Raw genomic sequence first — 21,875 nt, 5'->3', positions numbered from 1 at the left:
ATGATAATAGCTACTGAAATTTACTGATAGTATGTATTACCAGGTTCCGTAAGGGTATTTTTTGTTTTTTATAAAATCAATCGTGTCGTCATCATATCTATAGCTAAAGTCACTTTTAGTCACTCCTTTGCACATATCTAATTCTTTGCCGGAAACCGTTGTAATCTCTGTGCCAGTCTGCTCGAGGTTAGGCCTACCATTATTTTTTAACCAAACCCTTACTTTTCCTTCTGGTGCCAGACCAATCACCACATATTGAAAGTAATAAGTATCCTCAGAACTGTAGTTACTGGGTTCCGTAGTAAGCATTTTATTTTTAGTTTCAGATGAAAACACTAGTGTGGTTTCATAAATTTTTTTGTCAATAATTGAATCCCAGCAAAATTGCATAACTTGCGGGGGAGAAGATGCTTTATTAAAAGGCGAGGTTCCCTTTCCGGCATGCTGGCTCCATGTCCCCACACTCTGCCCTTGTGGTTGATCGATTGTCCGAAAAACTTTTCCATAACCATTAACATCAATAAGCTTTACAAGTGTTACCTGAGCAGGTAATGCTTTAGGTGTTGAAAAGGTAAAGTACCACTCATCAAAAGGGGCTTTAATCTTCCCTTGCTGGTCAGTGGCCGAACTGCTGTTGCAACTCACCAAAAAAGCAAATGATAAGAGTATAGTAATTAATCTCATGCTTTTTCTCCTTTCATATTCCATACTGCACGGGTCCAGCCGGGGTTTGGTCGATTAATAAATCCAAACACTTCTGTCGCTTTTACTGCTCCATATATTTTTTCAATATGCTTACCATCAAGCCATACCGTTTTGAACTCGACGGGGTTCCAATTTGCTGAGCAATGAATGTATTTTCCAATCAATTCAATTTCAGCTGCAGTAAAATATACTGGGGCACCTCCACCTCGAACGGCTTTGCCTTGGTTAATCGCTTTTTGACTCAAGCTCTCTAGATCAGGAGGTAATTTTAAATCTTCATTAGCTTTCCTAATAGGATTAAATACACTACCAGCCTCAAGGGCAGCATCAAGCATCACCCTTAAGCTGACCTTGCTCCAGTAATTAGGGACAACCCGCTTAAGCGTCACAGCAGCGCCGACGCGTTTTTCTATTATCTCCTGACGCCGTTTATCATGGTTTACCAGATAGTCATACCAAGTTTCAGTTTTTATCTCTCCACTCGCCATTATTGGGCTTAGATTAGGAAACACCTTCAAATCAGGTGTTTCAGCTGCAGTCTGTCGATAAACATCAGTAATCTCTGGGGGAACACTATCCCTTACCGTTTCATTTTTCGGCTTAGTTAAAAAATAATATTCCTGCTCATTTGGGTTGTAACCGCCGCCAATATCGGAATGTACACCGGGGAGAGATAGTTCTGGCCATGATTCTTTTATACTGTTCAGGCTAAAGTTATATCGACACTCGTGCATCGCCGCTATCTGGAAAACTTTCTGTGCAATATCGGGAGGTAAATCCAGATCCACGCCAGGATTTATGGCATCGTGCGGGTCAAGCCCAACGGCGCAAACGGTGTCAAACAATCCGATAAACCGTACTTCACCGGCAGGCTGTCCATGCTGATTTCGGCCATCTAGCCCCTTAGTGATTGCTTGCTGTATCGCGTTATCATTATTTCTGACGCGATTTGCAAAATGACGGGCCGCTGCTGCGCCCCTACTGAAACCGAATATATCGAATTGGATTTTCTCTATTGCGTTTGTTATGCCACTTCCTTCACCGAGCAGAGTTCGGATTTCTTTTGCGATCTGAGAAACACCTTCATCAGTCTTATCAACCACACCTTCTGATAAAGTTCCGGTCCCCATTGCTACCAGGCTGTCTTCTTTGCCTTTTTGTGTGCCAATACCTTGAACGTAGACAGCACGCTGAAATTGAGTTTTATCCTCAATAACCTCATCATCAACGGAATAAAGTGTATTTAGCCAATGAATATTTGAATAATACCCCATAAAGCTACTACTGCCATTTACACTCATCCCCAGCTTTTTGGTACAAAGCTCAAGATCTTCTTTTTTGAGACCAACATCAAGGTGAGTACAACTTTTCAATAAACGCTCATCTGTATTGAAGACATTATTACCTGTACCATCAAAGAACATCCCAATTGTAATGGTAATACCAGGAACAGGCTTTCGTTTACAAACGATTGTTTTTTCCGAAATGTTTACATCAGTAAAGTGTTCACAGTCGTTGGCTTCCCATGCATGGTAATTAGTCATGATTTATTGCTCCCTGCTGATGAGTTACCGGTCCCTAGTATTTCAATATTTAATTTGCCCGGCATTGAAGTGTAAATAGGCATTGTTTTGCCATTTTCATCCGATATACCTGAAAATATCTGGCCCTCGGCTGTAGTAACCTTGTATTCAGTCTTAGGAATGACGTTCCCACTCTCATCATTGAGAACATAAACACCTCCATAACCTTTAGGGAATTCATGTGGAGGTGAACTTACAGTTGCTGGTCCCATTTTCTGAACATTGGCACATTTCAACAAGATATTGCCTCCACAGCCCAGAATAATATTTTTACCCTGCAACTGGATGAACGAACCGTCCAGGTTTTTCAGTACGACATCTTTCGCTGCCGTGATTTCAACCCGACCTTCCGTACTGGTTACGGTCACATCCTTTTTGGCTATCGCATCAAGCGCATCGTCCTGAGCCTGGATTTCTACTTTTCCCTTAGCCGCAAAGAGTTTCATCCCGGCCTTACGGGCCAGCATACTCACGGCTTCACCTGCTGCTACGGTAAATCGTTTAAGAGCGCTAATGTCTGTATTCTGTTGCGACATGATCCCAACGCTGGCACTACCCGACGCCATGCGAACCGCCTGTGGGCTGGTGATGCTCACGCCTTCAGGTGCATTCAACACCATTCCTGGCTGCACCAGATCTTTGAGGGCATCAGTCAACTTCACCTGACTCTGAATATCAGCGGGTAGCGCCTGCGCGGTTTCCGCTGCGTCTGACATGCTTCGGGCAATACTCAGTGCATTCTCAAGCTGGGCAATCGCCTCCTGCATGGAAAGCATCTTGTCCCCGGCAAACGGCTGTTTATCTGCTGTGATAAACACACCGGCACCACCCCGGATAGAAACATGTCGGTCAGTACGCAGCTCAGCTCCTTCACCGCGTAGTTCGCGGGAAGCATTCACGTTGTGGCCTAAATTGAGCTGGGTCTTGCCGCCATACTCCGTACTGATTTTAACGTGCTCTTCACCGCGCTTGTCCTCCATCCGAAGCTTGTTCAGGCCCGCAGTCCTGACCACATTGCGCGTGCTGTTGGCTTCAGTAACGTGGTCGACGTGGCGGGAGTCGTGAAGGGCATGGGCGATATACGGGCGATCCGGATCGCCTTCGTGGAAGGCAATGGCAACTTCAGTGCCCTGTATCAGCGGGAAGTGGAAGCCGTACTTGTCACCACCGTAAGGTTTGGCAAAGCGCACCGGCATACTTTCCATGCCCTGGCGTTTATCGTCGCGGTCGGCATCAAACTTCACCCGGTACATGCCCGATGCATCCTGCCAGGCGTAGATGTCGTTATCCTTGGCGCTGGTCACACGCGCCATCAGCGTACCACTGACCACCGGGCGCTTTTTCGCCGCAGGACGCCAGCAACGGTTCTCGTAATACGGCATCCCCTCCCACATCACGATCAGGGCATCTTTACGACTGGCTATATAGCCCGTGCGGGTAACGATAATGCCGTTGTCCGTTTCTGATGGCAGTGTCGGCGGTACTACACGTTCACTGATGGTCAGCACCTGGGCCGGGGAAAGCAGGGCATCATTACCGCAGCCGCTTATAGTCGTCTGTCCTGACAGAAAACGCTCGTGTTCAAGGCGAGCCCAGAAGTTGCCAGTTTCTGCTGAAGGTGTGATTTTGTCGCCACGTTCAAGATGACGCGGCAGGTAGTGATAGACCTCACCGTAGGTAACACCGTCACTGTCGCCGCGGGTCATGTCCGCCGGGACAGACATCAGGACATTCTGGGCTTCACGGTGATTGTAATCACTGGCGATAACAGAGCGCTCAACCACGTTCTGTCGGACATTAACCCCCCAGACCGACTCCGCTGCATTGTCACTCATTCCCGATGGGCTGCTGAGCGGCAGAGACTTACCGAACGTCCATGCGCTCTGCTTGTCTGCGAAATGCACCACTTCAGTCTGGGTGTCAGGTTGCAGGGTGAAGAAGTAGAAAATCCCCACTTCGGCCAGCAAACGCTCAATGAACGCGAGGTCACTTTCCTTGTACTGGTTGATCTGCTCGCGCTTCGGATAATCGGCTTTGAGAATGAACTCATACTCCCAGCCTTTCAGGCCATGCTCCTGTAATACTTCGGTGACAACTTCCGGTACCGACTTATTGACAAAAAACCGGTGGGTGCGGAATTGCTTACGGAGCAGGGACAGGAACGGCTCAATAATAATCTGGTACGTCGCCTGGTCACGTGAACCACTGATACGCTTAAAATGCGTCACCACTCCATGCACCACTTTCTGCCCGGTCAGCCCCATCAGAGGCCCGGTTCCCATGGTCAGCGTGGCAGGTTTGGTCAACAGTTGCTCTGAACTGATATTCTGATCGCTGCTGGTAAAGATGATGTCGTAGTGGTAAAGCTCACTCATGAACTCCTTACCGTTAAACTCTTCCACATCCAGTGAAGCTGTGCAGGACGGAATATCCAGACGGTAGCGGTTCAGCCCGCCTTCCGTTAGCGCAGACAGGGTGTTCTTAAGCGTATCTGTCAGACTCATGATTTTGACTCCATGGGATAACCTGCAGTCCATGACTTTCTTGCCGACGGGCAAGTAACAGGTTTAATCAGGGGTACTCAGCGAGTACGAAAAAGCGTGATTACGGCTCCAGCCCCTAGGGTGCAGGTGAGGGTTTTCATCAGCAAAACGGTCATTTCAAAATTATTCAGGCCGTATTCGCCGTCGCCACTAATGGGGATAAAGCGCTTAACGAATGTGTAAAAATACGTATCCGGAAGAAACAGCACTCCCGCCACCACTAAAGTTAAAAAAATAAAAACCTTCATGACTTTATGCCGGGGCACTATTCAGAAACGTCAATTGAGCCATAAGGCCTGGAAATTTCGCGGTCGCTCAAAGGAAAGTTATATACCTGGGTATTATTAATGCCTATTCCGACAACATAATTCCGGGGTTCATCTTTGTTATTTTCTGAATGAAGCGCGAATTCAACAATGTATTTATTACCATCCATGAAATGGTAGTAAGACGGTGGAATGCACAATGCACCATCAACAATCTTGAGATCTGGCGAGAAGCTAAATTCTTTCTCTTTAGGCGGCGTACCCCGGAGATTGATACCCATGTCTGCAGGCTGATAATCTCGAGCATCATGAATGCTCATGCAAACATCATTACCTTTCCTGCTCACCTGCGTAGTTTCATCCAGGCTCATTCTGTCGCCAGGGCCCGGGCAGCCAGTCAGAGCTACCGACGACATGCCTAATGAAACGATAAAGATAACTTTTCGAAAATGGTTCACGCTCACCATGGAAAACCTCTTAGAGAATTTTTATACCCTTCACGTATTGCAGCCTCAGAAATGTCGCCATCAAGCGTAATGTCGGGGTACTTTTTATTTTCAAGGTGCCACCAGATTTCATACCCAAATGTCTGTAAAACAAAATTATCGGCAATAATCTGTGCCTGCTGCTCCATCGGATAGTCACTCAGCAGGCGGCCATCAAGCGTATAGCGATAACTGACAAGCCAGCTCACAAGACCTCGTCCAATAACATTCATCCCTTTTTCACGCTGCCAGACATGGCTCATTTCATGAATAAACATATGCTGAAGCGAATACAGTGATTGTGAAAAATCATCCCGGTACTGATTGATGAAGTAGATTTCACCATTAGGCGTCATTGCCGTATTCGCATCCTGCGCATTAAACGGCAGATAGCTACCATGATGAATCTTCACCTTCTCGTAATCGATCCTGTTACCGAATACCGTTCTGGCTAAGGCGATTTCCCCGCTGGTCTGTTTTCTGACGGAATTATCGTCCTGCTTTTTGTCGTTCTTCTTTTTCTTCCCAGCATCATGAATGGTCATTCCCTGCCTCCGGATTAGCGTTCAGCCGCGTCTGAAAATTCAAGCCCAATCCCCTCTTCCTCACTCCAGCCAAGCGTCAGGGAGTGTGGTTTTTGTTTCGCGGCCATGTGGGTCAGCAGCTGTTGACTCAGCACTGGCAGAATTTGTTGATTGAGCAGGCTGTCGACGTTGCGCGCACCGGTGTCCGGCAGCAGGCAGGCGGCGGTCAGCGCATCAAAGAGACTTTCATCAATGTGCGTGGTCAGGCCGTAGTGACGGTTCAGACGCTTACTGACCTGCGACAGCTTCATTTCCACGATGGTACGCATGGCTGCTTCCGCCAGCGGGCGGTAAATCACTGTCTGGAAGCGGGCCAGCAGTGCCGGCTGGAAGTGGTCGCGTAAAATCGGACGCAGCAGTTCCTGCAGGTCGCCTTCGGTGGCTTCCGGCTGTTCATCCAGCAACTGCATCAGGTGGTCGCTGCCGAGGTTCGAGGTCATCAGAATGACGGTATTACGGAAGTCGATTTCGCGGCCTTCGCCGTCGCGCATAAAGCCGCGGTCGAATACCTGATAGAACAGGTTCATCACGTCGCGGTGAGCTTTTTCGACTTCATCCAGCAGCACCACACTGTACGGACGCTTGCGCACCGCTTCGGTGAGGATGCCACCCTGACCATAACCGACGTAACCCGGCGGTGAGCCTTTCAGCTGAGAAACGGTGTGCGGCTCCTGGTACTCCGACAGGTTGATGGTGATGAGTGACTTCTCACCACCGTACAGCACGTCCGCCAGCGCCAGCGCGGTCTCGGTTTTCCCGACACCGCTCGGGCCGACCAGCAGGAACACGCCCTGCGGACCGTTCTCTGACGTCAGCCCGGTCTTCGCCGCGCGCAGGCGCTGGGCAATAGCCTCAAGGGAAATATCCTGACCGACAACACGGCTGCCGATTTCATTTTCCAGGGCCAGTAGTTCGGTCTGCTCGTCTTTCATCAGCGAAGAAAGCGGTACGCCGGTCCAGTCAGCAATTACGTTGGCGACTGTACGGGTGTCCACATCCACCTGAACCAGCACGTCGCCCTGCTGCGCCTGCTCGAGCTGCTGCAGGTCGGTAATCTCAGCCTGCTGGCTGATGTCCTGGCGGCTGGCCATCAGCTGCTGTGCCAGCGCCTTTTCAGTGCTGAAACGTGCCTCCTGCTCCGCAATACGCGCATCCAGTTCAGTCCGCTGCTGCTCGATGACACCCAGGCGGTCACCATGGCGGTTGCTGCCGGCGGCGATATCTTCCAGCAGCGCCTGCTCTTCCAGTTCCAGAGCGCTCAGTTGCGCTTTCAGACGCACAATTTGTTCCGGCACCGTGTCGAGACTCATACGTACACGTGCGGCGGCGGTGTCGAGCAGGTCAACGGCCTTGTCCGGCAGTTGGCGGCCCGTCAGGTAACGACGGGACAGCGTAACGGCCGCACGCACTGCGTCATCGGTGATGTGTACATTGTGGTGTTCGGCATAGCGGGATTTCAGGCCACGCAGCATCAGGCAGGCGGTGTCGTCGTCGGGTTCGTCGACTTTTACCATCTGGAAGCGGCGTTCCAGCGCGGCATCGCGCTCAAAATATTGTTTGTATTCACCCCAGGTCGTCGCCGCGATAGTACGCAGTTCGCCGCGCGCCAGGGCCGGTTTCAGCAGGTTCGCCGCATCTGCGCCACCCGCCTGATTACCGGCTCCGATAATGGTGTGGGCTTCATCGATAAACAGCAGGATCGGCGTCGGTGACTGCTGCACCGCGTCAATGACGTTTTTCAGACGCTGTTCGAACTCGCCTTTCACACCTGCGCCCGCCTGCAACAGGCCGAGGTCAAGGGTGCGCAGGCTAACTGGCTTGAGGGATTCCGGCACGTTGCCCCCGGCAATACGCAGCGCCAGGCCTTCAACCAGGGCCGTTTTACCGACACCTGGCTCACCGACCAGGATCGGGTTGTTCTTACGACGACACGAGAGAATATCGACCATCTGGCGGATTTCGGTGTCACGGCCGAACACCGGGTCAATCTTGCCCTCTTTGGCTTTGGCGGTGACATCGAGCGTGAATTTATCCAGCGCGTTCTGCAGCGCCGGGTTGAGCTCACCCTCTTTCAGCTCTGTCCCGACCGGACGACCCACAAATTCCACCTCACTGCCGTGATCCTGGCTCAGTTCGGCTTCCAGCTGCAGATCCGGCCGCTCGTCAGACTGCGCATCCAGTAACGGACGCAGGCGGGAGAGCTGACTCATCCCGAGCGTCAGCAGTGGCCACAGACCATCACAGTGGGCAAGTCGCTGGTTTTCCATCAGCGCCATCAGCAGGTGATGGCTTCGGATACTTTCCTCTCCGGCAAGTGAGGCCAGCATCCAGGCTTCCTGCATAAGTTTCTGGATATCGGCGGATAACTGCGGACGACTGCGTACCGAGCGCGGTTGATTATCCAGCCAGCCGAGCAAATCCTGCCACAGTGCATCCATATCCCACTCGTAGCGGCGCGCCAGCACCGTCAGGTCACCTTCCCCCTGCTCCAGCAGTTTCAGCAGCCAGTGCTCAGGCAAAATTTCCGCGTGCGCACGAGTCTGACAAAGCGAAGCAGCCCCTTCCATCGCACGGGCACAGTAAGGGTTCAGACGTCGCAGCAAGATGGCTGGATTTTCCATGAAGTTCTCTCTTTGTCGGTTCCTGGACACGCTACCGCCCATCGCTGTTTCCCATACAGGGGACCAAAGCGCATACGGCCGGGCTGGCAGTTTGTGGGTTTCTTTGCTCAACGCCCGTACAGGCAGACGTTCAGCAAAGACAAAAAAGCGGACAGAGGGGACTGTCCGCTTGTGACTTACGCGGTGGCGCGTTCGTTCCAGGAATCGGAATGAATGATGTTGCCGTCTTTGTAGGTCCAGGTGATTTTTTCGTAACGCAGCTCGATCTGCTCGAGGTGGTTATGCTTCTCGAAAGAAGGATCCTTGACGTCGTGCATCACCGGATTCACTTTCACCACTTTCACGTTTTCCAGCTTGGTGTTGAAGTACTCCACTTCCTGGCCCGCGTCGTTGATTTTGTACCACTTGAATTCCGCAGACTTGAGGGTCTGACCGGTGGTCACAGCCTTGTACAGGTACGGGCTGGACGAGTCGATTTCCTTGGTGAACAGGAACGGGGTGTGGATACGGGTACCGGTCAGCTTGCCGGTGTTGTTGTCAGTCGGGATGTACAGCTTATGCTCCTGAGCGACAACTTCGATGCTGCCTTCACGATCCTGAACGTCCACAGAACCTTTAATGTCCGCGCCGCCGTCGTCTTTCAGCCAAAGATAAACAGGAATTGCCATGGAATTACTCTCCATTGTGTTGTGATGCGCCATCATCCTGCGATGACGCCTGGGTGTGGCCCGGTATCTGGCAGGCATTAGCCTGCGGTACCAGACTGATTTCGACACGGCGGTTGAGCGCGCGCCCATCCGGGGTGTCGTTAGTTGCGATCGGACGGCTTTCGCCATAGCCCTGCACCGCAAAACAGCTTTCCGGCACATCACCGGTGTCACGCATCCAGTCGCGTACCGCTTCGGCACGTTTCAGGGACAGCGTCTGATTAAGCTTCGGGTTACCGGTGTTATCGGTATGGCCGGACACGACAATCAGCCAGCCCGGCTTCGCCTTAACGCCGACCAGCGAATTCACCAGCATTTTGGTGGTTCCGGCTTTCAGCGCCGATTTGCCCGAATCGAACAACGACATGCTGTCGAGGCGAATGGTTTTCGGACCCTGGACAATCTTCTTAATGACCGGTGGAGGCGGTGGAGCCCAGTCGCTGACGGCGGCCTCAACCGGTGGAACCAGGCGCAGCCCCTGATACAGCCCCAGGCGATAACGCAGTGGCTCCCCGCGACGCGCCCAGTCGTCCAGCAGTACGCCATCGGCTCTGAGGCGCTGCTGCGCACGCAGTTTCGGGGCAACAGGCTTACCTGTCAGCTGGTGATACAACGCAAGGTGATCGCCAACATTACGAATGAGACGCTGGTTGTTCATCCAGGACGCCAGCATGGCCAGTGCCAGGAAAATCCCGCCCAGTAATCCGGCATAGCGCCAGAACACCATTCTGCGGCTGACGCCCCGTCGGCGTGGTAACGCCGGCAGCAGCAGTTCAGGCAGCGGCAGTGGCCCGGTGCTAACAACGGCATCCGGTGGCAGCGCCGTCACGGAAGTGATGTGCTGTTGCCAGAGATTGCCCGTGATACCGCTCACCGGCACCATACACAAGCCCTGCACGCAGGGCTTCATCACCGGCAGTTCGCCCTGGCGTACCGACAGCAGGCTAGTCACCGCGCTGTTCTGCCAGGCAAGCAGACTGTCCAGCCACAGGCCCTGACTCAGACGCGAAAGACGTCCGTCTGAGCCGGTCTCCCGGGTCCACTCCATCAGTGACACATTGCCCTGACCAGGCTGATACACCTGAATACCGCTTCGCTGGCTGACCGTGGTAAACCAGACGGGCTCTACCTCCGTGCAGGACACAGGGGGCGATACCCAGGTCACAGTCCACAGCGGGGGGAGAGTGCCAAATGCCGCACGGCACTGGACGACAGCCCGCTGCCAGCCCCGCAGAGACTGGGTAAAATCATCACCGGAGGTGTGCTGTTCAGGTACCACCGCCAGCATGACGGAGATTTGCGACACCAGGGCCGGGCGCACCAGGCTCAGGTGCTGTGCCAGCAGTGGCAGCTGTTCCGCATCTTTCACCCACAGATACCAGCCCTGCCGGGTTTCCCGGTGACGGGAACCGGACACAAACAGTGGGGCGTTGTCGCCACAGACGAGGGTAACCGCCCCCTGAAAATCCTCCGGTGGCAGGTTTTCATCCACAAACTCACGGACTGTGGTTGCCCGCAGCTGAGAAGCCTGACGCTGACGCCAGAACATCACCCCAGACACCAGAATAACCAGCAGGCTGAGTGCCACACGGCTGCCCGTGGACAGCGGCCAGAATCCCAGAATGAGCCACAGTGCCAGCACGGCACCCAGGGCAGTGAACAGACTTCGGTACGCCTCCCGCATCGCTTACCCCGGCCTGACAGTCTGGCTTACCAGCTCGGTAAGTGAAGACGAAAGGAAGAACCAGAGCGCCACCAGGGCGACAGCGGCCACAACCCAGGTCAGCCAGTACCCGCGACGACCACTGCGCAGGCGTGATGCCCGGGCAACAATGGGGGCATCCTGTGCCAGCGTGAAGGCCGGCACCCGTTCCGCGAGCGCGCGAACGATATCTTCCCGGCGCTCATCATCCCGGGCACGATACTGACCGACGAACCCCAGCTGCAGGGTCCGGTACATGCAGGTCAGGACGGCGGCGTCAGGGGCGGTTTCTTTCAGCAGATTGCGGATCCGTTCCCACAGCTCCTCCCCGGCATTGAGGGTGCCAAAGAAGTGTGCCTGGAGCGGGTCACGCCGCCAGGTCAGGTAACCATCATCGGTGGTTCCGCGGTTCATCACGCTCTCGTCCAGCAGGGCACACAGGGCATACACCATATGGTCACGGCTAATGTCGCTGTAACCGGCCTCCGTGAGCGCCGCTTTCGCCTCCTGCACCAGACGGCAGGCCCGGCGCCAGAGCCCTTCCCCGTCCCGGACTTCCTGCCCGCCGCGCAGCTGGCTGGCCATCAGCCAGCCCGGGTAGAAAATGCGTTCTATCTGGCTGAGTTCGGATTTATTCATGAGCGCAGCACCGCAAAGAGTTCAAGATTCACATCCCCCAGTGAGCGCGGGGTGTAGAAGGTGCAGCTGCCCATCTCAAGCATTGCGCGAGCCGCCTCAGTACTCAGATCCAGCGAGAAATACTGGTTCTCAAGGCGTAACGGGATAGCGGCCGGAACATGGGCCAGCGGTTTGATAACCATGCCGCTCAGGGCCACATTCACCACATCAGACACATCATCAAAACTGCCCGCTTTACACAGCTGCGGGAATTTCGTCTGAAGTTCATGGTTCGGCATGGACGAGCGTACGGAGAGATAGAAGTCCGCCCCTTCGCGCAGGCGCGCATCGTGCAGGGTACCTTTCCAGATCTGATCCTGATGCTCCAGGTGGATACTCACCACCCGTGACGGCAGGCTCGCTTCCAGCAGCTTGTCGAGCAGTGCCAGCAGCGGCGGAAATACCCGCTCCGGTGCATCGTGCTGATAAGCAGGAATATCGCCAGCGTCGTGCTCCAGTGAGAAGGTCAGCAGGCTGCCGGCCAGACGGGTCAGTTCGCGGTACAGCAGTTCCGGGTGACGATCAGGCGTCTGCAGCAGTTCCATCAGCACCGGCTCAGCGCTGTTCAGGGCATTGAGCAGCCAGAACAGGGAGACATCCGCGACCGCAAAGTCGGCCATCCGCTCATTGCTTTCACGACGCATGGCCATCAGGCGACGACGACGAGCCTGCAGGCGAACCAGCAGGTCACCCAGTTCGGTGGTCAGTAATGGGCTCGCAGCAACCGACAGCATCGGCGGGATAAAGGCCGGGTCACGGCTCCATTGTCCCTGTGCATTGCGCACCAGGCGGGCCACCGGACAGGTCAGGTATGCCGTGTTTTCCTGACTGGACAGACGCAGGGTAAGCGCATTACGCAGGATCGCCAGCTCCCCGCTTTCATGCCCGGCAAGCTCCTGCACCACCACACGCTCCGCTTTCCAGCGGCGCGGGCGTTCACTGTCCTGACCGTTATCGAGGTTGCCGCCGCTGGCACTCAGCAGCGGCAGCGCGACAACCACGTCAACAGCCTCACTGCCGGCAGAAACAGACAAATCACAGACCGGAGGAAGGGTATCTGCCAGGTCGGTATCCACAAGGGTACCGTCCTGAAAGCGCACCACCAGACGGGTGGCATTCAGGCGCGAGAGCGCCAGTGCGGCATCATCAAATTCTGCCGCCACCACGCCCCAGGGATGAGAAATACCCATCCGGGCGACCATGTCGGCAACGTGTTCACTCCAGCGGGCCTGCTGCTGGAACTGTTGCGGGGCCAGAGCGGCCCCATCCTCCCAAAGTGGGCGGTAAATTTTCATCCCTGATTTCCCCTCGCCTTACGATTTGGCTTTCGGCATCTGAGAAACCAGTGACAGGTTGACGTCCATCCCTTCCACCTGGAAGTGCGGGATAGCGAACAGTCGGACGCGGAAGAAGCCCGGGTTGTCTTCGATGTCTTCGACAACCACTTTGGCGTCACGCAGCGGGTGAGAGGCCTGCAGCTCGTCGCCAGGATCGGTCATTTCCGTCACCAGGCCACGCACCCAGGTGTTCAGCTCAAGTTCCAGCAGACGACGGTCTTTGGTGGTCCCGATATTTTCACGCTGGATAAGCTTCAGGTAGTGCGCGATACGCGACAGCAGGAAGATGTACGGCAGACGGGCGTTGATGCGGCTGTTGGCCGTTGCATCGGCGGTGTCATACAGCGCTGGTTTCTGGGTGGAGTTCGCCGAGAAGAAGCACGCATAGTCGCGGTTCTTGTAGTAGGACAGTGGGATGAAGCCGAGGTTGGCGAATTCAAATTCGCGGGTTTCCGGGATCATCACTTCTGACGGGATCTTCACCTGATTACCGGTGCCCAGGTCATACTGATGGATTGGCAGGTCTTGTACTGCGCCACCCGCCTGCGGGCCACGGATTTGTACGCACCAGCCGTTGTTGATGAAGCTTTTCACCATGTTGGCCGCAAACGCGAACGAGGCGTTGGTCCACAGGTATTTGTCGTGATCCGGGCCTTTGACTTCTTCGATGTAGTTGAAACTGCGCACCGGTACGGTGTCCGGGCCATATGGCAGACGACCCAGCACACGTGGCATCACCAGGCCAATGTAACGACTGTCGTCGGTATCACGGAAGCTCTTCCATTTGATGTATTCGGCACGGTCAAAGTAGTTACCAATATCTTTGATCGCAGCCACCTCTTCCATCGATTCTTTGAGAAAGAATTTCGGACCGGCAGAACCGATAAAGGGCATATGCGCCGCAGCGGACACTCTGGAGATGTTACGCAGCAGCGCCACATCCTGAGCAGATGCGTCAAACTCGTAAGCTGAAATCAGAGCGGCAATCGGCTCTCCACCCGGACTGTCATACTCAGCCGTGTACGTGTGCTGGTATAATCCACTCTGGATAATCTCCGACGCGTCTTCAAAATCCTGACGCAAATCGTCTTTCGACAGATCAAGTAGCTCGATTTTGACGTTCTGACGGAAATCGGTTTTATCTACCAGTGATTTCACGCCGCGCCAGAGAGATTCTACGGCCTGGAACGCCTCATGATGCATCACCGCATCCAGCTGGCGACTGATTTGAAAATCGAGCTCAGCGATATGATGGTCAATCAGGGTCTTATCCAGTTTCTCGACTTTTGAACCCGTTTTACTCAGGCACTCGAGAAACACCTGCACACCGGCGGTCAGTCGCTCATCAGCAGTGGCATCCGACATCGCCTGATTATCCTGCCAGATATCCAGCGCGCTTAACTCAGACACAGGTTTTAGGTTAATTTTTTCAAACAGGGACGCATACACACTCTTTGCATCAGATTGTTCAAGGACGACGCTTTCACCCGCTGCGGCATTTTCATTTTTCACAGACATCAGCATTTTCTCTTCATTAATCCGTTAAACATCACGACCGTCAGGCTTGTTTCGGCGCCAGGGCAGATAACTCGCTGCGCAGTTCAGCACTGAGCGACGGGTCAAGCAGAATTTTTTCCAGCTCTTTACGGAAAGTGCCGTTGTCCAGCAGGTTGGCCTTCAGGTCACGGAGAAGATTACGCATGGCAAGCATGGCTTTTAACTGGGGTATCTGGCGGGTGACCTGCTCCGGCTCGAAATCTTTCATCCGGGTAAAGGAAAGGCTGACGTTTTCTTCGCTGCCGTCACCGGCCAGGGTGTTTTCTACGGAAAGATTGACGGAGGGAGAAAATTCGGAAAGCACACTATCAAAGTTGTTTTTATTGACGTTGACCTTTTCGCGTTCAGACACCGGAAGCTGTCCGGTACCGTTACTGTAATCCCCCACAACCATCAGCTTAAGGGGCAATTCGACTTTTTTCTGCGCGCCCCCCGTATGCACACTCAACTGGATGTTCACGCGGGCTTTGGGGATCTCGGACTGATACGAGTTAGACATAGATGTCCCTGTTCTATGAAGCAAGAGAGAGGGTCAATGTCAGTGAAAAATCAATAAGAACGGCTTACTTATCCAAAACAACATCGCAGCTTACGTTACCTGACGTAAAGCCAAAACGGAGTCAAAAACGAGCACATTCCATTCACTGACGTAACATGACACGGTATTGATAAGCCTTAACCTGAAAGAGAAATTTCGGATAAGCACCTATTGGAGGGAAGTGTAAAAACTTTAGCCGCGCGATGAAAATTTAAATTATGTAACACATTTTTACACCAGATGAATTTAACAAAATCAGATCATCCATTTGATTTATGGGAATTTTCTATAAAAGACCCTGCAAGTGCCGTGGAATAAGGCGCTACAGCAATTTGTCAGTTGGACTTCTTAAACCGCCTAAGAAAAAAAACAACTAACAACCCGGAGAGTCAGTGATAAAGTTTTATAAAGAAAAAAAACATTGTCCCTCTCTCTTACCCGGTGGATCTGAGGAGTTAAGGAAGATAATTCTCATTATTGATGTGCTGCGGGCATACCATACATAAGGCTGGCTTATTAATTTTCGATAACGATAGCGTGATATTTATGATGGTTTATTAGTCACCTGAGGGGCTTTCTCTGTAGCACAGATGAGCCACCTCTGATGCTCATGAACAGGAATACGCCAGCATCACTTCTCTTTAATTGGGCTAAAGTGCACCACAGGACTCCGGATCCCCCTCCCTAAACCGCCTGAGATGCTCCAGGGCATCTCGCTTTATGCCACCCTGCGTCAGGACAGGAGCATCAATACCCTTTGTACTAAAAATCTTTTTTTACTCAGGTAGCAGGCTCAGGCTCAAACAGCGACGCTGTTTATTTTTAATCGCTACTGGCACTGCCAGCAGCACCTGTTTCTTAACCAAACCGGTTTAAGCTCTCTCTCAGCGCCCATTTTACAACCAGTATTCCTTGTCCAGATCGGGAATAACACCCAGGGAGCTGAGTAAGCCGGGGCACATAGCCAGACATGGAAACCCTCTGGTACTCCCGATAATTGCAAACAGCAGGGCTGCTTATTTTTTAAACGGTGCTGGCAGTGCCAGCACCGCCTGTTATTTAAACAACGCTATTTAAGTCCTTTCTCAGCCGCCATCTTGCGCCGAATCTCCGCCACCACGCTGCTGACGTGCTCAGGTGATGATACACGCCGCGGACTCTGCAATTGCAACGGACGGCATGGCGGGCTGGTATCGGCAGTTGCCGGAGGCGCAGCATCTTCGCGCTCAGACACATGGCCGAACAGCGCGCCTTCGCGGGCCCGCTTCATAACCGCCAGCAGCCAGCCCACCGGGTTACTGACTTTCCCCGCCGCCAGTGCACTCCCGAAGCGCTGGAGCACCTGCTCGCGTAGATCCCCCGGCAGCGCCTGCAGCTGGCAGATCAGCATATCGGCATCTTCACCTTTCATCTGGCTGACGATATTTTCAGGCAACATCGTGCGCGGGTTTACGTACGTATTTTTATTATCACTTTGTGTAAAAGAACGTACGTAACAGTTCGGCTTCCGAACTCCGGAAGGTTTTTTGTAAGTGACTGATTGTAGGCAGAGTTCGGTATCCGAACTCTGCGCTGTTTTCTCTGGTAAAGAACTCAGTTCGGCATCCGAACCCGGTACTTTTTGACTGAGTCCGGATACCGAACCCGGAGGCTGTGACACTATATTTTCCCGCTGTCGTACCGCCAGTTGGTCTGGCGTTTGTGCCGCCCTGAGTCGGCTCTCAACCAGCGTGATGTGGCTGTGCCGGTGACGCATCTGAGGATCGTCTTTGATATCCTGCAGAACCTCCCACGCAGTCTGGCTGATCGTACGATTTCTGTGACGACACGCCTCAGCGACCGTGTCCAGCCAGCAGGGATCCAGCGCTTCAGCATCCCGGCAGGTCACCGGCTCGTCATGCTGTGCATAGACGTTGCCCCGCACCCGCCCTCTTTCGTCACGCACACGTTTACACAGGCTCAGCCAGCCGGTGATACGCAGCATCAGCAGTACCCGGCTGACCGTTTCACGCGATGCCCTGCCTTTCCCGGGAGATGCCAGCTGCAGCTGAAGATCATCATAGCTCGGGAAGACAGCCCCCTGATTTTGCTGCGCGTAAAGGCGGATCATCATCCACGCCATTTTATCCAGGGGTGACAGACGGGTGTCGAGCAGCAGGCAACGCGGAAACGCGTCCTGCACATTGCCCATATAAAGCAACCCGCTGCGCAACTGCGTCACGTCTTCGCCGGGTATTCGCTGTGCCAGCTGGGCATTCATCAGCTCAACGGTGCGGGTTATCAGACTCTCTGCAGGCAAATTCATGGCTTTTCCTTTATGACCAGACTGCATTTGGTGGCCCCATAAGCTGATTGCTGCACCCGGCGTACCGGATGCAGGATAAGCTCACGCCCGGGCAACATCACGTTTTGCGGATGTCACAGTTGTAGCGTTCGTGGCTCATCAGCTCCCACGTCCGCCCCCTGTCACGACTCAGCAGCCGCCAGAAAAGACCGATGTTGATCTTCAGGTAGCCCGTTCCCTTCTCCCTGAGTCGCGTATAGTTGCGCACGCCCTGGTGAAAACGTTGTAACTCAACCACCGCCTTATGACAGGGCAATGGAGGGACACTGGCTTGAGTATGCAGTCCCGGAAACACCTCCCGTCGCGCTTTTCTCATGCCATTTTCCTCGCAGTCCGGACAGAAGCCGGCTGCGATTTATGCCAGCTGTGAACCGCATGCCAGACCGCCGTCAATGACACATCCATTTGCTCCGCCGTCAGCATCATCACGTCAAGCCCGTCAGCCGTGTCAGCATCCGCGATCCCCGCTTTCTGCCAGCTAAGCCAGACCTGCGCATTGTCTTCATCGCTGAGGACATTACCCCGCCCGGACCGGACATCAATCCCGGCAATGCGACGGCGGGCGGCCACCTCCGCACTCGATAACCCGAAATAGTGCTGCATCAGCTCAATCGAGCCCCCCAGCACCAGCGCACGGTCAATGCTCTCCAGACGCTTTTGTTCCAGTCTTGCCTGCTGCTGGATACGCGTCAGAATTTCATAATCAATCTGAAAAGACATGACAGGCACCTGGCTGTTGGTCAGGTAGTGCAGGTCTTCCAGCGTCAGGCTAAGCAGCACCTGCATCTGCTGAGTGTCTAAACCCAGCGATTCGCAGCGGCGCAGATAGCCGCTTTTCAAATCCAGCACCAGCTGTGTCAGCAGCCCGTTAGTCGCCTGTGCAATATGGTTATTATTCATCATGATACCTCCGTGCTGATGCCCTGTGCCGGCTCCGGGATTCCTCTCTGTCTTTGCAGGTTACACACCGGGTACACCCCGGAATAATGTGACGACGCCTGGCCTCAATTTCCTCGCCACAGGAAATGCAGTGGATCAGCGAGGGGCCCGGAACCGTGTTTTTGTTGCCAAAATCACGCAACGCCACCTGCCGATACCACTCCTCAGACTCGCTGGCCTGATCGATACTGTCACTCATGCATTGCCTCCTTCGGTATCAGCCACGTCATCGTCCACGGGCAGGCCACGCTGCAGTTCACGCAGGCGGCGCAACACGCGGATAAGACGCAAAAATTTAACGGTACACACATCATCCAGCACCGGGCCGCTGGCTGGCTCAGCCGTCCCTGTCAACAGACAGGTTAACGTCAGGGCGTGCGCCTCGTGGGCCGGGTCAACTAAAGACAGGAGTTGCGCCCCGAAGACAGAGATGTCTGTAGACGGTGCAAGGCCGTAGCCCGCAGCCTGCGGATGGGCAGCATCGGGCATAATATCGGCTTCACATCCCTGGCTTTCAGCCAGTTCAAAAGCCAGCCGAAAGGCCATCGCCTGCAGGTGCTCAATGTCATCGTGTAAGGGTGAGATGCGCCAGATATTGCTGACGGGCTCCAGCCCGACGGCTGCAAAATCCAGCGTCCCGGCAACGGGCTCTTCGGGCGAGGGCGGCATATCTGCACCAGACAACATGTCTGCGATATCCTCCTCCGGTACGTCACCGAAAAGCACAGGAGACCCACCGTACATATCGGGCTGTAGTTCGGTGCGGAGTGGGTGAGCGGAGGAGCTGACGACAGGCGCGCCTTTTTCAGGGACCGGGGATGGCTTCCCTTTCAGGGAGGGTTGAGCGTCCTGCGCCTGCAGGAGAATGTTTTGCCCCTCACCGGGCTTTTCCTGCGCAGAGGTTAACGGGAGGGTATCACGGTCATTGTTTTGTGGATTGCCAGCGGGACGAGGGGGGGCATCCTGAGCGGGCGGAACGTCAGCCAGCTCAGGCAAGGGTGACGTATCCCCCAGAACGTGACGGCGGTGACGCTCTTTGGGATTGAGTTCAAGCAGCCAGCGGTCGTAATTCAGTGCCGGATGGGGCAACGCCTGCAGCAAATCGCCAATCAGCTCGTCACGAAACATCTCTGCTGACCAGAGTTCAGGAGAATCAAATTTATGGCAGCATGCCCCAAATACGTCCCCAAAAGGCTGCCCGGGGGAAGCGTCAGCACTCGTTTTATACTGGTTCCATGCATTCTCAGCATCCTGACGTAGCGCCAGTAAAATCCTTATTTGCGGCCCCCCCAGACCGGACTCCAGCAGCCGGGGCATTGATGGATACAGATACCTCACCGCGTCATCCATCCGGCTGATACTGGAATTATGAACGGGAAAACCCTCCCCGGTCAGGAGCGATGCCAGCTCGCGCAGGGAGACTTTTTTACCCAGTTGCTCTTCATATATAGCCCGCGCTTTTTGGATACCCCGCGCTTTTTCAATAAAACTCAACTCCCCGCGCACCTCATTTTCAGCCAGATGCCCGATGACGCACTGCAGTCGCCCCGGCCATGGCTTGAACAGGCAGTGCAGGCGATAAAAACGGTCTTCACCGGTTTCCTGCCACAGCTCGGTCAGAATTTGGTAACGCGTATTCCCGCCGTCGCTGAAGATATAAACCGCCTCACCGTCGGGGTCACGCGTCACCTTAGGCACGGTATCCAGCCCCCGGGCCAGGATGGAGGCTTTAATATCATCAAATTTGGGGTTCCGCGACGTACGCGGGTTATCCGGATTAGGCCGGAGCTGGTCAAGCGTCAGCACCATCGGCATTTCGCTGGCTGGCAGGGCTACAACCGGCGCGGCGGTTGCCTGCCGACCGCGCTGCAGCATGGCAGTGCCTAAGTCCACGTTCTTCATATTCATATGCTGGTCCTCTCATAAACGGGGTGATACCCGCCTTCCGGGAAGTCAGAAAAGCGGGTGTATTTCCCCTCGAACTGCACCCGAACGGTACCCACAGGCCCCTGCCTCTGCTTGCCAATGATGATTTCTGCCACCCCGGTCATAGCATTGTTGGGGTTGTAGACCTCGTCGCGGTAGATGAACATGATGAGGTCGGCATCCTGCTCCAGCGCACCCGAGTCACGCAGGTCGCCATTGTTTGGACGCTTGTCAGCGCGACTTTCCACCTGCCGGTTAAGCTGGGAGAGGGCCAGCACCGGGCATCCTGACTCTTTGCCGAGTGCCTTGAGGCTGCGGGAAATCTCGGCAATTTCCTGCGTGCGATTCTCCTGCTCCGGCGAACGCATCAGCTGCAGGTAGTCAATCATGATGAGAGAAGGTTTGCCGTACTTACGCCTGTATCGGCGGGCGCGGGCCCGCAACAACGCAGGTGTTTGCTGGCTGTTATCGTCGATAACCAGACGGTTACCCCATTCGCTGATGGTGGCCGCCGCAGTCGAAACCCGCCCCCAGTCTTCGTCACGCATATCTCCGGAGCGCATGCGGGAAAGCTCCACACGTCCCTCCATGGCGACCAGACGCATCATCAGTTGCCCGACCGGCATCTCAATGCTGAAAATCAGCACGGATTCATCCTGACGCCCCCGCAGAGCCGCAGAGCAGGCAGACAGTGCCAGTGAGGTTTTACCCATCGAAGGGCGGGCAGCCAGCAGCACCAGATCGCCGGGCTGAAGACCACAGGTCAGCAGGTCCAGCTCGTTAAACCCCATTGGCGTGCCAGTCACCCCCGTCCCACCGTTGACGGTTTCCAGATGGCTGACCAGAGCGCCCAGCGCATCTACAGCCGACATTTCCTGAACCTGTCGGGTGCTGCCGCTTTCAGCCAGAGCAAACAGACTGGCTTCGGCGCGCCCGGTCAGCGCGGTGGCGTCAGCGTTGTGGTCCTGCGCATCCGCCGTCAGCATCCGCCCGAGCTGTTGCAGCTGGCGCAGGCGGCTTTTCTCCGCGACGATGCGGGCGTAGGCCACAATGTTTGCGGCACTGGGAGTGTTCTTGCTGAGCTCCGCCAGGTAGGCAAACTCCCCCGCCTGGTTAAGCTGCCCGCGGGACTCCAGTACCCCGCTGAGGGTAATCAGGTCAAACGGCGAGTCCTCTGCGGCCAGCTCCGCAATGGCCAGCCAGATGAAGCGGTGTGCCCCGTGGTAAAAATCGTCCGGAGCCAGCAGCAGGACGATATCGTCCCAGCGGTCATTGTCGAGCATCAGGCCCCCGAGCACCGCCTGTTCGGCATCAGTAGCGTGGGGGGCCGGTAGCGGTTGCGTGGTCATCCGCACACCTC

19 protein-coding genes are annotated in these 21,875 nt (G+C 54.5%); all 19 read right to left on the bottom strand.

Annotation, left to right across the window (positions count from 1 at the left end; genetic code table 11):
- Positions 1-36 precede the first annotated feature (36 nt).
- The gene (locus tag CNE01S_RS13995; protein WP_061276908.1) at positions 37-684 is read right to left on the bottom strand and encodes a DUF2931 family protein; all 648 of its coding nucleotides are present in this window, start codon (positions 682-684) and stop codon (positions 37-39) included.
- On the bottom strand, positions 681-2,249 hold the full coding sequence (locus CNE01S_RS13990; protein ID WP_061276907.1) for a T6SS phospholipase effector Tle1-like catalytic domain-containing protein: 1,569 nt from the start codon (positions 2,247-2,249) through the stop codon (positions 681-683). Before CNE01S_RS13990 ends, CNE01S_RS13995 begins: the two co-directional genes overlap by 4 nt.
- The gene (locus CNE01S_RS13985) at positions 2,246-4,792 is read right to left on the bottom strand and encodes a type VI secretion system Vgr family protein (RefSeq protein ID WP_061276905.1); all 2,547 of its coding nucleotides are present in this window, start codon (positions 4,790-4,792) and stop codon (positions 2,246-2,248) included. The genes CNE01S_RS13990 and CNE01S_RS13985 overlap by 4 nt, the downstream gene beginning before the upstream one ends.
- 77 nt (positions 4,793-4,869) lie before the next feature.
- The gene (locus CNE01S_RS13980; protein ID WP_061276904.1) at positions 4,870-5,079 is read right to left on the bottom strand and encodes a hypothetical protein; all 210 of its coding nucleotides are present in this window, start codon (positions 5,077-5,079) and stop codon (positions 4,870-4,872) included.
- Between the two features lie 17 nt (positions 5,080-5,096).
- Entirely contained in the window at positions 5,097-5,564 is a 468-nt protein-coding gene (locus CNE01S_RS13975) for a putative T6SS immunity periplasmic lipoprotein (RefSeq protein WP_061276902.1), read from the bottom strand.
- Positions 5,558-6,127 (bottom strand): hypothetical protein, encoded by a 570-nt coding sequence (locus CNE01S_RS13970; protein WP_061276901.1) that lies wholly within the window; start codon positions 6,125-6,127, stop codon positions 5,558-5,560. The genes CNE01S_RS13975 and CNE01S_RS13970 overlap by 7 nt, the downstream gene beginning before the upstream one ends.
- Positions 6,128-6,141: 14 nt before the next feature.
- Positions 6,142-8,787 (bottom strand): type VI secretion system ATPase TssH, encoded by a 2,646-nt coding sequence (gene tssH, locus CNE01S_RS13965; protein WP_061276900.1) that lies wholly within the window; start codon positions 8,785-8,787, stop codon positions 6,142-6,144.
- 176 nt (positions 8,788-8,963) lie between these two features.
- Positions 8,964-9,455 (bottom strand): type VI secretion system effector Hcp, encoded by a 492-nt coding sequence (gene hcp, locus CNE01S_RS13960; protein ID WP_061276898.1) that lies wholly within the window; start codon positions 9,453-9,455, stop codon positions 8,964-8,966.
- 4 nt (positions 9,456-9,459) lie between these two features.
- The gene (locus CNE01S_RS13955; protein ID WP_174522182.1) at positions 9,460-11,178 is read right to left on the bottom strand and encodes an OmpA family protein; all 1,719 of its coding nucleotides are present in this window, start codon (positions 11,176-11,178) and stop codon (positions 9,460-9,462) included.
- A 3-nt stretch (positions 11,179-11,181) separates the two neighbouring features.
- Entirely contained in the window at positions 11,182-11,835 is a 654-nt protein-coding gene (gene tssL, locus CNE01S_RS13950; RefSeq protein WP_061276897.1) for a type VI secretion system protein TssL, short form, read from the bottom strand.
- The gene (tssK, locus tag CNE01S_RS13945) at positions 11,832-13,169 is read right to left on the bottom strand and encodes a type VI secretion system baseplate subunit TssK (RefSeq protein WP_061276896.1); all 1,338 of its coding nucleotides are present in this window, start codon (positions 13,167-13,169) and stop codon (positions 11,832-11,834) included. The genes tssL and tssK overlap by 4 nt, the downstream gene beginning before the upstream one ends.
- 18 nt (positions 13,170-13,187) lie before the next feature.
- Positions 13,188-14,735: a type VI secretion system contractile sheath large subunit gene (gene tssC / locus CNE01S_RS13940; protein ID WP_061276894.1), complete on the bottom strand. Its 1,548-nt coding sequence runs from the start codon at positions 14,733-14,735 to the stop codon at positions 13,188-13,190.
- A 34-nt stretch (positions 14,736-14,769) separates the two neighbouring features.
- Positions 14,770-15,267, bottom strand: a complete 498-nt coding sequence (gene tssB, locus CNE01S_RS13935; protein ID WP_061276892.1) for a type VI secretion system contractile sheath small subunit — start codon at positions 15,265-15,267, stop codon at positions 14,770-14,772.
- A gap of 1,108 nt (positions 15,268-16,375) precedes the next feature.
- Complete coding sequence (locus CNE01S_RS13930) at positions 16,376-17,611, bottom strand: STY4528 family pathogenicity island replication protein (protein ID WP_061276890.1); 1,236 nt, start codon at positions 17,609-17,611, stop codon at positions 16,376-16,378.
- 97 nt (positions 17,612-17,708) lie between these two features.
- Positions 17,709-17,966 carry a ParE family toxin-like protein gene (locus CNE01S_RS13925; protein WP_061276888.1) on the bottom strand — a complete coding sequence of 86 codons (258 nt, stop codon included), beginning with the start codon at positions 17,964-17,966 and terminating at the stop codon, positions 17,709-17,711.
- On the bottom strand, positions 17,963-18,553 hold the full coding sequence (locus tag CNE01S_RS13920) for a DUF2857 domain-containing protein (protein WP_061276886.1): 591 nt from the start codon (positions 18,551-18,553) through the stop codon (positions 17,963-17,965). Before CNE01S_RS13920 ends, CNE01S_RS13925 begins: the two co-directional genes overlap by 4 nt.
- The gene (locus CNE01S_RS13915) at positions 18,543-18,788 is read right to left on the bottom strand and encodes a TraR/DksA C4-type zinc finger protein (protein WP_061276885.1); all 246 of its coding nucleotides are present in this window, start codon (positions 18,786-18,788) and stop codon (positions 18,543-18,545) included. Before CNE01S_RS13915 ends, CNE01S_RS13920 begins: the two co-directional genes overlap by 11 nt.
- On the bottom strand, positions 18,785-20,497 hold the full coding sequence (locus CNE01S_RS13910; RefSeq protein ID WP_061276883.1) for a ParB family protein: 1,713 nt from the start codon (positions 20,495-20,497) through the stop codon (positions 18,785-18,787). Before CNE01S_RS13910 ends, CNE01S_RS13915 begins: the two co-directional genes overlap by 4 nt.
- Complete coding sequence (dnaB-PI, locus tag CNE01S_RS13905; protein WP_061276880.1) at positions 20,494-21,864, bottom strand: SPI-7-type island replicative DNA helicase; 1,371 nt, start codon at positions 21,862-21,864, stop codon at positions 20,494-20,496. The genes CNE01S_RS13910 and dnaB-PI overlap by 4 nt, the downstream gene beginning before the upstream one ends.
- Between the last annotated feature and the right edge of the window lie 11 nt (positions 21,865-21,875).

It is taken from the genome of Cedecea neteri NBRC 105707 = ATCC 33855 (assembly GCF_001571265.1).
In the GTDB taxonomy this organism is placed as follows: Bacteria; Pseudomonadota; Gammaproteobacteria; order Enterobacterales; family Enterobacteriaceae; genus Cedecea; species Cedecea neteri.
The sequence above is the reverse complement of the archived record's forward strand: the minus strand, read 5'-3'. Positions and strand labels throughout refer to the sequence as shown.